At 61.9% G+C, this 13,605-nt stretch carries 10 protein-coding genes and 1 riboswitch; of the genes, 6 read left to right on the top strand and 4 right to left on the bottom strand.

Annotated elements, in window-relative coordinates; translation table 11 throughout:
• Window positions 1-102: 102 nt before the first annotated feature.
• Window positions 103-188, bottom strand: a riboswitch (glycine riboswitch).
• 129 nt (window positions 189-317) lie between these two features.
• Window positions 318-1,640 (bottom strand): glutamate--tRNA ligase, encoded by a 1,323-nt coding sequence (gene gltX / locus V1471_RS11880; RefSeq protein ID WP_434288997.1) that lies wholly within the window; start codon window positions 1,638-1,640, stop codon window positions 318-320.
• Between the two features lie 105 nt (window positions 1,641-1,745).
• Here gltX and V1471_RS11885 point away from each other — a divergent pair, with 105 nt between their 5' ends.
• From V1471_RS11885 to V1471_RS11895, 3 genes are all read left to right on the top strand, one after another.
• Entirely contained in the window at window positions 1,746-2,162 is a 417-nt protein-coding gene (locus tag V1471_RS11885; protein WP_434288998.1) for a metallopeptidase family protein, read from the top strand.
• An 88-nt stretch (window positions 2,163-2,250) separates the two neighbouring features.
• The gene (locus tag V1471_RS11890) at window positions 2,251-3,192 is read left to right on the top strand and encodes an MBL fold metallo-hydrolase (protein ID WP_434289000.1); all 942 of its coding nucleotides are present in this window, start codon (window positions 2,251-2,253) and stop codon (window positions 3,190-3,192) included.
• Between the two features lie 182 nt (window positions 3,193-3,374).
• On the top strand, window positions 3,375-4,328 hold the full coding sequence (locus V1471_RS11895; RefSeq protein ID WP_434289002.1) for a 1-phosphofructokinase family hexose kinase: 954 nt from the start codon (window positions 3,375-3,377) through the stop codon (window positions 4,326-4,328).
• Between the two features lie 5 nt (window positions 4,329-4,333).
• On the opposite strand, the gene V1471_RS11900 is transcribed toward V1471_RS11895, so the two are convergent.
• Window positions 4,334-5,569 carry an Hsp70 family protein gene (locus V1471_RS11900; protein WP_434289004.1) on the bottom strand — a complete coding sequence of 412 codons (1,236 nt, stop codon included), beginning with the start codon at window positions 5,567-5,569 and terminating at the stop codon, window positions 4,334-4,336.
• A 68-nt stretch (window positions 5,570-5,637) separates the two neighbouring features.
• Window positions 5,638-7,296, bottom strand: coding sequence for an NAD+ synthase (locus V1471_RS11905; protein ID WP_434289005.1), 1,659 nt, complete (start codon window positions 7,294-7,296; stop codon window positions 5,638-5,640).
• 176 nt (window positions 7,297-7,472) lie between these two features.
• Between V1471_RS11905 and V1471_RS11910 the strand changes: the two genes are divergently transcribed.
• Window positions 7,473-8,948: an MORN repeat-containing protein gene (locus V1471_RS11910; protein ID WP_434289007.1), complete on the top strand. Its 1,476-nt coding sequence runs from the start codon at window positions 7,473-7,475 to the stop codon at window positions 8,946-8,948.
• Window positions 8,949-9,071: 123 nt separating this feature from the next.
• On the opposite strand, the gene V1471_RS11915 is transcribed toward V1471_RS11910, so the two are convergent.
• Window positions 9,072-10,343 carry an NAD(P)/FAD-dependent oxidoreductase gene (locus V1471_RS11915; RefSeq protein WP_434289009.1) on the bottom strand — a complete coding sequence of 424 codons (1,272 nt, stop codon included), beginning with the start codon at window positions 10,341-10,343 and terminating at the stop codon, window positions 9,072-9,074.
• Window positions 10,344-10,764: 421 nt separating this feature from the next.
• On the opposite strand from V1471_RS11915, the gene V1471_RS11920 reads away from it, so the two are divergent.
• Both V1471_RS11920 and V1471_RS11925 read left to right on the top strand, forming a co-directional pair.
• Complete coding sequence (locus V1471_RS11920) at window positions 10,765-12,342, top strand: 2-isopropylmalate synthase (protein ID WP_434289011.1); 1,578 nt, start codon at window positions 10,765-10,767, stop codon at window positions 12,340-12,342.
• A gap of 188 nt (window positions 12,343-12,530) precedes the next feature.
• Window positions 12,531-13,568: a rod shape-determining protein gene (locus V1471_RS11925; RefSeq protein WP_066701815.1), complete on the top strand. Its 1,038-nt coding sequence runs from the start codon at window positions 12,531-12,533 to the stop codon at window positions 13,566-13,568.
• Window positions 13,569-13,605 lie beyond the last annotated feature (37 nt).

The raw sequence follows: 13,605 nt of genomic DNA on the forward strand, positions 1-13,605 counted from the left end.
CGGCATCGTGACACAGGTGTCCCTGCGGATGCCCCCTCTGTCTTGGTGCCTGAGATCGTTATCCCTTCGGCGGAGGCAAAATACCCCTCTCTCCAGAGTGTTGACCGCGCGAAGGTCCGTTTACCTGAGAGTTTCCCGGGGCGGTTGCTCCTTCGGTAGGGGTAGGCCCCTTCTCCCGACGCACGATGTTGTGGCGACGTTATGCGAGCTCTGGATTCGGGGCAAGCGAGAAAGTTTCCTATCGGAAACAGAAGATGAAAAAACCGCCGCGCGGGCGATCCGGCGGCGGTTTTGCGTTTGAATTTGAACAGATGCGCTTAAAGCGTCGGCTTTTTTTGCATCAACGGCAGGACATTGGACATATCCGGCCCATGCTCCATGCCAGTGACAGCCTTGCGCAGCGGCATGAAGAGCCCCTTGCCCTTGCGCCCCGTCGCCTCTTTCACCGCCGTCGTCCAGTCTTTCCAGCTCTCGGCCGTATAGGGCGGCTCCGGCAGCATGGTGAAGGCTTCGGCGATAAACTCCTTGTCCTCATCGGCGATCATCGGCGTCGCGCCATCGCGGAACAACTCCCACCACCCGGCCATATCGGACTTCACGGTGATGTTTTCGCGCACAACAGTCCAGAACGGCTCAGCGATCTCGGCAGGCACGCCAAGCGCGGCCACATCCTCAGCCACCTCCGCGAAGGGTTTCGCGTGGTTGATCTGAGACGTCAGGGCAAAGAGATCCTGACTGTCGAATTTGGTCGGCGCCGCGCCGAATTGCGACAGATCGAAGCCTTCGATCAGCTCTTCCATCGAGGTCCGAAGCTCGACCGGCTGGCTCGACCCAAGCCGCGCCATCAGCGACAAAAGCGCCATCGGCTCAACGCCTTGTTCGCGCAGATCGCGCAAGCTGAGCGTCCCCAGACGTTTCGACAAGGCCTCGCCATGCGGGCCGGTCAAAAGCGAGTGGTGCGCAAAGGACGGCACGGTGCCGCCAAGTGCTTCGATGATCTGGATCTGCGTCGCCGTGTTGGTGACGTGGTCCGCACCGCGCACGATGTTGGTCACACCGAAGTCGATGTCATCGCAGACAGAGGCGAGCGTATAGAGGAACTGACCATCGGCCCGGATCAGCACCGGGTCAGACACGGACGCGGCATCGATGGAGATCGGCCCCAAGATGCCGTCTTCCCAGTCGATCCGCTTCTGATCCAGCTTGAACCGCCACACCCCATCGCCACGCTCGGCGCGCAGCGCGTCTTTTTCCGCGTCCGACAGCGCCAAAGCGGCCCGGTCATAAACCGGCGGCTTGCCCATGTTGAGCTGCTTCTTGCGCTTCAGGTCCAGTTCCGTCGGCGTCTCGAACGCCTCGTAGAACCGGCCCTTGTCCCGCAGCTCCTGCGCCGCTTCCTCGTAACGGTCCAGACGCTCGGACTGTTTCTCGAACCGGTCCCAGGTAAAGCCCAGCCATTCGAGATCTTCGAGCACGCCATCGGCATATTCCTGCGTCGAGCGCACCTGATCCGTATCGTCGAGACGCAGGATGAACTGCCCGCCCGCTTTCCGCGTCAGCAGATAGTTGAACAGCGCCGAGCGCAGGTTGCCGATATGGATAAAGCCCGTGGGAGAGGGCGCGAAACGTGTGACGATCATTTTCTGTCTCCTGTTGCGCTCCCTCTTTCATATCACGCCTCAAGAGTCCATATCGGGTACAGTCTGACACAGGAAATCACGGAAATTCGAATGGAGACCGCCGCGATGACATCCCCCCTGCCCGACGCCACCGCGCCCGATCTCGATCTGATCGAGGACATTGCGCGGGCGACCATGGCCGATCTGCCCCCGGCGTTCAAAGTGCTCGCTTCGAATGTGGCCTTGACCGTGATGGATTTCGCGCCCGAGGATTTGCTGGCCGAGATCGGCATCGAAGACCCGTTCGAACTGACCGGGCTTTATACCGGCATCCCGATGACCGAGAAATCCACGATGGATCAGCCGATGTCACCGGACACGATCTGGCTGTTCCGCCGCCCGATCCTCGATGAATGGTGCGCGCGGGGCAATGTGACCCTGTCGCAGATGGTGGCCCATGTCACTGTGCATGAGCTGGCGCATCATTTCGGCTGGTCGGACGAGGACATTGCCACGATTGATAAATGGTGGGAATACGACTGACCCGCGTCACCTGACGCAAATGTCATTCGCCCGCTCCCGGTCTGTGCTACTCTTTCCGAATTCAATTCCAAACTCGGAGGACGCACAAATGAAGACTTCTCACCTGACCAGCCCTCAGCTGTCCCGCCGTCACCTCTTGCTCGGTGCCGCAAGCCTGCCCGTCGCGGCCAGCCTGCCCTTTGCCGCCCGTGCCGAAGCCCCGATGATGGGGGCAGGTTTTGCCCCCTATCGCCGCTTTAAACTGGGCGCGTTCGAAGTGACCACGCTTCTCGCAGGCACCCGCACCGTCCCCGATCCGCATACGATCTTTGGCCTCAACGCCACAGACGAGGAATTTGCCGCCGCCTCCGAGGCGAATTTCATCCCGCCCGAAGCCGCGCAATTCTTTTTCACGCCGACGCTCGTGAACACCGGCTCAGACCTGATCCTGTTCGACACCGGTCTTGCGCCGGACGGCATCGTCGCGGCGCTGGCCGCCGCCGGTTACACGCCCGATCAGGTCGACCGCGTGGTGATCACCCATATGCATGGCGACCACATCGGCGGGATTTATGCCGAGGCCCCGGTCTTCGCCAATGCCGCCTATTCCACCGGCTCCGTGGAAATGGATTACTGGGATATGTCCGGCAATGACGGCTTCGAGGCGAAAATTCGCCCGCTTCAGGACCAGTTCGACCTGCTGGAAGAGGGCTCCGAAGTGGCCTCCGGCATCACCGCCATGGAGGCCTTCGGCCACACCCCCGGTCACATGGCCTTTCATCTCGAAAGCGAAGGCAAACGCCTGATCCTCGGCGCGGATTTCGCCAATCATTACGTCTATTCCCTCGCCCATCCCGACTGGGAGGTGCTCTATGATGCCGACAAGGCGACCGCCGCGCAGACCCGGCGCAAGCTGCTCGACATGATGGCCGCCGACCGCGTCCCCTTCATCGGCTATCACATGCCCTTCCCCGCTCTGGGCTATGTGCGCGCGCAAGACAGCGTTTTCGAATATGTCCCCGCCAGCTATCAAACCATGATCGAGAGCTGATCAAAGCCTGAGCGTTCGGGCCCGGTGTTGCGCAAAAACCAGACGCCGGACCTGAACCATCTGCGTTCCATCGGGGCTGTTAACGCTACCCGGGGTAGGCTAGGGTCGCGAAGCATGTGAATCATGTCCCTGACATAAACCTCGGGTACAGGCTTCGGGCAGATAGAGTACGGTTGGCAAAAATGGTCCAGATTCTGACAATTACACTGAACCCGACGGTGGACCTCTCCACCGCCACGCCCGCCGTCAGCGCCGGTCCAAAACTGCGCTGCACCAACCCGGAGGCCGACCCGGGCGGCGGCGGCATCAACGTCTCCCGCGCGATCAAATTCCTCGGCGGTGAAAGCACCGCCTTCACGGCGGTCGGCGGCGAAACCGGCGCGCATCTCCTGCGGCTTCTGGCCGAGGAGCATGTGCGCTTCACCGCCTTTTCCGTCACCGGCGGCGCCACAAGGCAATCCATCGCCGTGACCGAACAGCAGACCGGCAAGCAATATCGCTTCGTCATGCCCGGACCCTACTGGCATCACGAGATGGTGGACGAATCTCTCAACGCCATCGTGCAGGCCGCACCTCTGGGCGGTGTCGTCGTACTCTCCGGCTCGCAACCGCCGGGCGTGCCGATGGATTACCCCGCGCGCCTGTCGCGGGCGCTGGCGGCCAAGGGCGTCCAGCTTTTCGTCGACACTTCCGGCAAGCCGCTGCATGAGCTGACCAAGAACCCCGCGAACCCCTATGTGCTGCGCATGGACGATGTCGAGGCCGAAGACCTTGCGGGGCGCAAGCTGCCGACCCGCAAGGACACCGCCGATTTTGCCAGCGAACTTGTGGCCCGCGGTGTGGCGGAAAACGTCATCGTCGCCCGGGGCGCCGACGGCTCTACCTTGGTGAACAAAGACGGGCGCTGGCACGCTTCCCGCGCGATTGCCGCCGAAGAGGTGGTCTCCGCCGTCGGCGCGGGCGACAGTTTCGTCGGCGCGTTTTCCTTTGCGTTGACCCGCGGCGACACGATGCAGGAGGCGCTGCGCTTCGGCACCACGGCGGCCTCCTCCGCCGTCATGTCCGCAGGCACCCAGCTTTGCAACAAGGCGCAAGTCGATCAGCTTTTGCCCGACTGCGAGCTGGTCGCGCTCTAAGCTCGTTACGCGCCCTCGGCGGAGGCCAGAGCCAGACCGTCGACCACCGCCGTGAAGGCCTCCCCGCGCATCGCGCGCGCGCCGGGCAGCACGGTTTCGCAGGCCTTTTCCACAACATGCATCAACGACGATCCCCCAACGTAAACCACGGCCCCCACCGCCTCCGGTGACAGGGCCGCACGGCTCAACGTCTCCGAAATCGCCTCCTCAAGCTCGGCGCGATACGCGGCAAGATCTTCGGCCAAAGCCTCCGGCGTCAGCCCCGCAGACAGGCCCTTTTCCAACAAAGACAGGTCGATCTCCGCCGCCTTGCCCCCGTTCGCCACGATCTTCGCCGCCTCGACCGCGAAGGCCACGTCATGGCCCAGCTCCGCCTCGATCACCTCGACCAGCCGCCCGAGCTTCTCCGGCTCGACCGCGTGCCGTTCGAGATCCCGCACTTTCATCAGGGTCTCGCGGGTGTAGAGAAACGGAATTTTCTGCCAGCTCGCCAGATCGTTGAAAATCTGCGTCGGCATCGGCAAAAGCCCCTCGCCCAGCGTGCGCGTGAGTTGTGATCCCATACCAAGAAGTGGCATGGCATGGGCCAGGCTCAGCGCCCGGTCGAAATGCGTGCCACCAAGGCGAATACCGTGCGAGGAAAGGATCTCGACCTGCCCCTTGTCCTTGCGAAACAGGGTGAAATCCGAGGTGCCGCCGCCAATATCGACCACCAGCCCGATCTCGCCGGGCTTCAGATCCTGCGAGGCCAGCGCCGCCGCCTCAGGTTCCGCCATGAAACGAATACGCTTGAACCCCGCCATCTCATAGGCCTCGTGCAGATCGCGCTCCGCCTGCGCATCGCGCTCCGGGTCTTTCGAGTGGAAATGCACCGGACGGCCGGACACGACGCCCGTAACCGGCTGGCGCAGCTGATCTTCGGTGCGCTGTTTCAGCGTCGCAAGGAATTGCGCAATGACCTCCAAAAGACTCTGGCGTTTGCCGCCAATGGGGCGGGCTTCACGCAGAAGCGGCGTGCCGAGAACGGATTTCAACGCCCGCATATAGCGGCCTTCCTCGCCGTCGATCAGCGCCCTGTTGGCCGCCGAACCAAGCCGCATGTTGCCTTTGGGATCGAAAAACACCGCCGTCGGCAGGGTCTTTTCACCGGGTTCCAGCTCGACAAGCCAAGGCGTGCCGTTGACCGCAAGGCCCAGCGCGGAATTCGATGTGCCAAAGTCGATGCCGACGGTAAGCTCCATGGCGCGCACTCCAGAGGGGAAAGCGCGCTGTCTAACGCTCTCCCCCGTCTTGGGCAAGGGAAATGGCGTCAGCTCGGATCGCGCCACCGGCTTGCGATCGGATAGCGCCGGTCGAGCCAGAAGGCGCGCGGCGTCAAACGCGTGCCCGGCGCGGATTGGAAACGCTTGTATTCCGAGATGTACAAGAGATGCTCCACGCGTTTGACCGTCGCACGATCAAAGCCCGCCTCGACCAGATCGGCCACGCTTTCTTCCCGGTCCACCAACCCCTCAAGGATGGCATCCAGCACCTCATAAGGCGGCAAGCTGTCGTCATCGCGCTGATCGGGGCGCAGCTCCGCCGAGGGCGGTTTGTCGATGATCGAAACGGGGATGACCTCGCCCTCCGGCCCTTTCATCCAATCGCGATGATTGGCATTGCGCCAGCGGCATTGCTCGAACACCCGCGTCTTGTAGAGATCTTTGATCGGGTTATAACCGCCATTCATATCGCCGTAGATCGTGCAATAGCCCACGGCCATTTCGGATTTATTGCCAGTGGTCAAAAGCATCGAGCCGAACTTGTTCGACAGCGCCATGAGCAAAAGCCCCCGCAGGCGCGACTGGATATTCTCCTCGGTCGTATCGAACGGCAGATCGCCAAAAATCGGTGCAAGTGTCTCGGTGATCGCATCGCGCCCCTGCGAGATCGGCACAAAGTCGTAGCGACAGCCCAGACGCGTCGCGATGTCCTTCGCGTCGTCCAGAGAGCCTTGCGAGGTGTATTCCGACGGCAGCATGACGCAATGCACGTTCTCCGCCCCCAGCGCATCGGTGGCAATCGTCGCCACAATCGCCGAGTCGATGCCACCCGAAAGGCCCAGAACCACCTTCCTGAACCCGGTTTTACCAAGATAATCGCGCAGGCTCTCGACCATGGCGCGATAATCCTGCTCCCATTCGTCAGGCTGATGGGTGATCTCGCCCTCGGAAGCGACCCATTTGCCGCCCTCCTTGACGAAATCGACATGGCGCAGGCAGGTCTCGAAGGCCGGCAGGATATGCGCCGGTTTGCCATGACGGTTGATCACGAAAGAGCCGCCGTCGAACACCTGATCGTCCTGACCGCCGACCATGTTCAAATAGACCAGCGGCACGTCATTCTCGATCACCCGCGACACCATATGGGTCAGACGCGTGTTGAATTTGTTGCGGTAGTACGGCGAGCCGTTGGGCACGATCAGAATTTCCGCCCCGCTCTCGACCTGCGCTTCGGCGACATCCTCGAACCACGCATCCTCGCAGATCGGCGAGCCGATGCGCAGCGGGCCAATGGCATAGGGCCCCTCGAACGGCCCCGAAGCGAACAGGCGTTTCTCGTCGAACACCTTGTAATTCGGCAGGTGATGTTTGCGCAGCACCTGTTTGACGCGGCCCCCGGCCAAAATCCAATAGCCGTTGTAAAGCGCATCGCCGTAGAAATACGGTGCGCCGACGCCAATCGCAGGCCCGTCCACCGTCAGAGCGGCCAGTTCCTCGGCCTTGGCCATCGCCGTATTGACCAAAGCAGGCTTCATCACCAGATCCTGCGGCTGATAGCCAATGAGGAACAGCTCCGGGAAAACGATCATATCCGCGCCCGCCGCCTTGGCCTCCGCGTGAGCGGTGCGGACCTGCTCCGCATTGGCGTCGATCGCACCCACGGTCGGGTTGAGCTGGGCAAGGGTAAGGCGGAAAGTCTCGGTCATGGCACTCATGCATCCTGATATTTCACGCCATGGTTTAGCAGAATGACGCCCAAGGGAAAGCCGGTCACGGGAAAAACATTTGAAGCTCGCAAGCCTTGCCCCTAGTCTGGCGCCGACCGAAGCCGCCCACCTAAGCGCAAAGCGCCCAAGGCAGGCACCGGACGGAATTATCTGGGATGGGACAGACTAAAGTGACACGGATGCGCATCACGCTTGCCGCGGCGACCCTGATCGGGCTTTCGCCCCTGATCGCAACACCGCTTCTGGCGCAGGACGACCGAGCGGTAGAAACCCACCAGTTCGAGGAAGGCGGCATTTACGAAGGCACCTTCAAGGACGGGTTGCAGGACGGGGTCGGCACCTACCGGCTGCCGAACGGGTTCGAATATACCGGCGAATGGGTCATGGGCGAAATCAAGGGCCAGGGCATCGCGCGGTTTACCGACGGCTCGGTCTATGAGGGCGCTTTCACCAAGGGCAAACCCGACGGGTTCGGCAAAATCACCTATGCCGATGGCGGCACCTATGAGGGCGACTGGGTCGCGGGCGAGGCCACCGGCTCCGGTGTGGCGGTCTATGCCAATGGCGTAAAATACGAAGGCGGGTTTCTCGCCGCCAAGCACCATGGCCAAGGCCGGATGGAAAGCCCGACGGGCTATGTCTATGAGGGCTCCTGGGTCAATGGCGTCAAGGAAGGCAAGGGCAAGATCACCTATCCCGAAGGCGCGAGTTACGACGGCGAAATGGCCCGCGACATGCGCCACGGGCAAGGCATCCTGACCACCGACGAGGGCATGGTGCTCGATTGCAACTGGGTCGACAACCAGTGCAACGGCACAGGCAAGATCACCCAACCCAACGGCGATGTCTACGAAGGCGAGCTGGTGGCCGGGAAACGTCAGGGCCAAGGCAAGGTGACTTATGCCAATGGCGACGTCTTCGAGGGCACCTTCGACGACGACAAACGCCACGGGCAAGGCACCTTCACCGGTGCGGACGGTTATCTCTACACCGGGCAATGGGTCAACGGCCGGATCGAGGGCGAGGGTCAGGTCACCTATCCCGACGGCTCGGTCTATGTCGGCCAGTTCAAGGACGACCTGTCCCATGGCAAGGGCAAGATCACCTATCCCAACGGTGCCACCTATGAGGGCGACTGGCTCTATGGCGTGCCCGAAGGCGAAGGCGTCGTGCACTATGCCGGCGGGCTGTCCTATGAAGGCGGCTTCAAGAACGCACAAAACCACGGCTTCGGCAAAATGACCTATGCCGATGGCTTCGTCTACGAGGGCGACTGGGTCGAGGGCCAGCGTCAAGGCAAGGGCAAGGGCAGCTATCCCGACGGCACGGTCTATGAGGGCGATTACGTCGCGGGCAAACGTCAGGGCATCGGCACCATCGTCATGGCCACGGGCTTCACCTACACCGGCGAATGGCAGGACGGCGAAATCCAAGGCCGCGGCAAGGCGGTCTACGCCAATGGCGACAGCTACGAAGGCCTGTTCGTCGCGGGCAAAGCCAACGGTCGCGGCACGATCACCTACAAGGACGGCCGCGTGGTCTCCGGCGACTGGGTCGACGGCGCGCTGGTCTCCGAGGATGCCACCCCGGCGGACACCCCGACGGAAGAGCCCCCCGCCCCCTCGGAATAACCCCGCACCACGAAAGAACAGAAAAAGGCGGCCCATCCCGGCCGCCTTTTTCTTGTCCAAAACCCTCCCGACGCCGGACCTCGAGGCCATATGTCGGGAGGGGCCGATCCATGTGCGGATGGATCAGGGTTTCAGCTTGTTGACCTTCATGATCTTCATGATCATTTTTTCGTAGAACGGTTCGGACACGCCGCGTTTCACCTTGCGCATGAAGTACCACTCGAAGCCGAGTTTCGCCCAGTGCACCCATTTGCCGTGACCCGCCCAGTTGACGTTACGCGGCGGGTTTTGCGGCATGGCGAGGAAGGCGGCCCCTCCGTCACCGAAGTCGGCCAGACAGAGCGCGTTCCAGGAGGCGAGGTTCTTCGGCTCTTCGCCCTTCATGATCAGCGGAATGTTATGCGCCGTCGCAGTGACCATCGATTCGATCATGAACCCGGTTTTCGGCACGCCGGTCGGGATCACGGTCGGCTCCGTCGGCGCGATGGCGATGCAGACGCCGATGCCGAAGATATTCGGATAGGTCGGGTTGCGCTGGAATTCATCGACGATGACAAAGCCGCGCGGGTTCACGAGGCCCTCAACGCCCATCAGCGCCGGAATGCCGCGAAAGGCCGGGAGCAGCATGGAATAGGAGAAGGGCAGTTCGTGCTCTTTCACCGGGTTGCCATACTGGTCATGCTCGGTGACGAAAATCTTGCCGTCTTCGAACTTGTTGGTCTTGGCGTTGGTGATCCAGCGGATCGACCGATCCCGCATGTAGGATTCGAGCATCCCCTTGGTGTCGCCCACCCCGCCAAGGCCCAGATGGCCGATATAGGGTTCCGGCGTCACAAAGGTCATCGGCACCTTGTCGCGGATTTTGCGGCGGCGCAGGTCGGTGTCCATGGTCATGGCATATTCATAGGCCGGACCGAAACAGGACGCGCCCTGCACGGCACCCACGACGATGGGACCGGGATTGGCACAGAAATCGTCCCACATCGCCCCCGACTCGGAGGCGTGCTCGATGGAACAGACAGAATGGGTGTAACCTTCGGGACCGAACCCCTCGATCTCGTCGAAGGCCAGTTCCGGACCGGTCGCCAGCACCAGATAGTCGTAGGTGACCTCGCGACCCGAAGCGAGCGTGATCTTGTTTTCCTTCGGATCGAGCGCCACGGCACCGTCACAGATAAAGTCGATCCCCCGACGCTTCATCACCGGTTCGAGCTCGATGGTCAGCTCGTCTTTCGTGCGCCAGTTGACGCCTGCCCACGGGTTCGAGGGGGTGAACTGGAAATAACTCTTGTTGGAAATGACCGTGATCTTGTCATCCTTGCCCACGGTTTCTTTCAGCTCATAGGCCTGAATGGTCCCGCCAAGGCCAGCGCCGAGCACAACGATATGCGCCATAGTCGTATCCCTTCCTTGATGCCTCCGTCTTACCGGGTCAGCATCCCCGACGGAGCGATGTGCAAAACTCATAGCACAGTTTTTTGCGAACCGGCTTGATTTTACCCCAGATCGAGTCGGCATACATTCGTATTCAATTTTCCGAATGGGATTGCAAGAGGGTTTTACAAGGCGGCAGCATGACGCAGTTGCACAGAATGGAAATAAGGGGTTTTCAACCGGCCCCCACAGGGTATATTCCAGCCCCATGACGACGATGGCTCATACTCCTTCCCAAGCCCTGCGCCCCTGCGCAGCGCTGCGTCATGGCCTTCTTCTTCTTAGCTGCCTCTGAGCGTGCCTTCGGCGCGAGGCTCAGAGGTGACCGCATGCGCCGAGACAGCACAGCCCGAAAGCTAAGAACAACAAGAGAGATTTCAAAATGACCACGACTTCCAAACAGGACCGCGTCCTGATTTTCGACACGACTTTGCGCGACGGCGAACAGAGCCCCGGCGCCACCATGAGCCATAACGAGAAACTCGAGATCGCCGCCATGCTCGACGAGATGGGCGTCGACATCATCGAGGCCGGGTTCCCGATTGCCTCCGAAGGCGATTTCGAAGCCGTCTCCGACATCGCGAAAGCCTCGAAAAACTCCGTCATCTGCGGTCTGGCGCGCGCCAATTTCAAGGACATCGATCGCTGCTGGGAGGCCGTGAAACACGCGGCCCAACCGCGCATCCACACCTTCATCGGCACCTCGCCGTTGCACCGCGACATCACCGCACTGTCGATGGACGCCATGGCCGACCAGATCCACGAAACCGTATCGCACGCCCGCAACCTGACCGACAACGTGCAATGGTCGCCGATGGATGCGATCCGCACCGAACACGATTACCTCTGCCGCGTGGTCGAGATCGCGATCAAGGCCGGTGCCACCACGATCAACATCCCCGACACCGTCGGTTACACCATCCCGCGCGAGTCCGCCGACATCATCCGCATGCTCCTGGAACGCGTGCCGGGGGCCGACGAGGTGATCTTCGCGACCCACTGTCACAACGATCTCGGCATGGCGACCGCCAACGCGCTGGCCGCCGTCGAAGCGGGTGCGCGTCAGATCGAATGCACGATCAACGGTCTGGGCGAGCGTGCGGGCAACACCGCGCTCGAAGAGGTCGTCATGGCGCTCAAGGTCCGTCACGACGTCATGCCCTATGACACCGGCATCGACACCACCAAGATCATGGGCATTTCCCGTCGCGTCTCGCAGGTCTCCGGCTTCCCGGTGCAGTTCAACAAGGCCATCGTCGGCAAGAACGCCTTCGCGCATGAATCCGGCATCCACCAGGACGGCATGCTGAAGAACAAGGAAACCTTCGAGATCATGCGCCCGCAGGACGTGGGCCTGGCGGGCACCTCCCTGCCCCTGGGCAAACACTCCGGTCGCGCGGCCCTGCGCGCCAAGCTCGAGGACATGGGCTACCCCATGGCCGACAACCAGCTCAAGGATGTCTTCGTCCGCTTCAAAGACCTCGCCGACCGCAAGAAGGAAGTGTTCGACGACGACCTGATCGCGCTCTTGCGCGACGCCGGGGCCGCCGATCAGAACGAGCGCATCAAGGTCAAGTTCCTGCGCGTGATCTGCGGCACCGAAGCGCCGCAATCCGCCGATCTGACCCTTGAAGTCGACGGCGTCGACAAACAGGTCACCTGTCAGGGCGACGGGCCGGTCGATGCGACCTTCAAGGCGATCAAGTCGATCTTCCCGACGACCGCCCGCCTGCAACTCTATCAGGTCCACGCCGTGACCGAAGGCACCGACGCGCAGGCCACCGTCTCCGTCCGTCTCGAAGAGGACGGCAAGATCGTCACCGGCCAAAGCTCCGACACCGATACCGTCGTCGCCTCCGCCAAGGCCTATGTGAACGCGATGAACCGCCTCTTGGTGCGCCGCGAAAAATCGGCCCCGGATTCGGACGTCAAGACGGTGAAATACACCGACGCCGTCTGATCGCAGCTTCCAAACCCGAAAAGGCGCTCCCTTGGGGCGCCTTTTTGCTACGCAACACCCGTTTGTGAGCGGGTCTTTGCCATTTCGCCCTTGCACGGCCCCTTTCCCATAGCCCTCGCGCCCCCTATAAGTCTGCCGATACGGGGGGATTCTCCCCTTTTGCGCGCACGACGGGGCTTTGGGACAATATGGCGGGACTGACCGGACTTTTTTCTTCGGACATGGCAATCGACTTGGGCACGGCGAACACGCTGGTCTATGTCAAGGGCAAGGGGATCATCCTCAACGAACCCTCCGTGGTCGCCTATCACGTCAAGGACGGGCGCAAACAGGTGCTCGCCGTCGGCGAAGACGCCAAGCACATGCTCGGCAAGACCCCCGGCTCGATCGAGGCCATCCGCCCGATGCGCGAAGGCGTGATCGCCGACTTCGACACCGCCGAAGAGATGATCAAGCACTTCATCCGCAAAGTGCACAAACGCACGACCTTTTCGAAACCGAAAATCATCGTCTGTGTGCCCCAGGGTGCGACCCCCGTCGAAAAACGCGCCATCCGTCAATCCGTGCTCTCCGCAGGCGCTCGCAAGGCCGGTCTGATCGCCGAGCCCATCGCGGCGGCCATCGGCGCGGGCATGCCGATCACCGACCCGACCGGCAACATGGTCGTGGACATCGGCGGCGGCACCACCGAGGTCGCTGTTCTCTCGCTGGGTGACATCGTTTACGCGCGTTCCGTGCGCGTCGGTGGCGACCGCATGGACGAGGCGATCATTTCCTACCTGCGCCGTCAGCAGAACCTGCTGATCGGCGAAGGCACCGCCGAACGGATCAAGACCACCATCGGCACCGCCCGCATGCCCGACGACGGGCGCGGCGCCGTGTTGACGATCCGTGGCCGCGATCTGTTGAACGGCGTACCGAAAGAGATCGAGATCAATCAGGCGCAGGTCGCCGAAGCGCTGGCCGAACCCGTGCAGCAAATCTGCGAAGCGGTGATGCAGGCGCTGGAAACCACGCCGCCCGATCTCGCCGCCGACATCGTCGACCGTGGCGTCATGCTCACCGGCGGCGGTGCGCTTCTGGGCGAGTTGGATCTGGCGCTCCGCGAACAAACGGGCCTTGCGATCTCGGTCGCCGACGAGTCACTCAATTGTGTGGCTTTGGGCACCGGCAAGGCGCTGGAATATGAAAAGCAACTCCGGCACGTTATTGATTACGACACCTGAGAGACTGCGCCACACGCGGCGTGGTTTGGTTGCCTGA

Source organism: Celeribacter sp. SCSIO 80788 (genome assembly GCF_051054295.1).
Lineage (GTDB): Bacteria > Pseudomonadota > Alphaproteobacteria > Rhodobacterales > Rhodobacteraceae > Celeribacter.

Coding starts and splice junctions, on each gene's coding strand:
- V1471_RS11910 (WP_434289007.1), top strand. CDS start 7,473: ATGGGACAGACTAAAGTGACACGGATGCGCATCACGCTTGCCGCGGCG.
- V1471_RS11920 (WP_434289011.1), top strand. CDS start 10,765: ATGACCACGACTTCCAAACAGGACCGCGTCCTGATTTTCGACACGACT.
- gltX (WP_434288997.1), bottom strand. CDS start 1,640: ATGATCGTCACACGTTTCGCGCCCTCTCCCACGGGCTTTATCCATATC.
- V1471_RS11885 (WP_434288998.1), top strand. CDS start 1,746: ATGACATCCCCCCTGCCCGACGCCACCGCGCCCGATCTCGATCTGATC.
- V1471_RS11900 (WP_434289004.1), bottom strand. CDS start 5,569: ATGGAGCTTACCGTCGGCATCGACTTTGGCACATCGAATTCCGCGCTG.
- V1471_RS11890 (WP_434289000.1), top strand. CDS start 2,251: ATGAAGACTTCTCACCTGACCAGCCCTCAGCTGTCCCGCCGTCACCTC.
- V1471_RS11915 (WP_434289009.1), bottom strand. CDS start 10,343: ATGGCGCATATCGTTGTGCTCGGCGCTGGCCTTGGCGGGACCATTCAG.
- V1471_RS11895 (WP_434289002.1), top strand. CDS start 3,375: ATGGTCCAGATTCTGACAATTACACTGAACCCGACGGTGGACCTCTCC.
- V1471_RS11925 (WP_066701815.1), top strand. CDS start 12,531: ATGGCGGGACTGACCGGACTTTTTTCTTCGGACATGGCAATCGACTTG.
- V1471_RS11905 (WP_434289005.1), bottom strand. CDS start 7,296: ATGACCGAGACTTTCCGCCTTACCCTTGCCCAGCTCAACCCGACCGTG.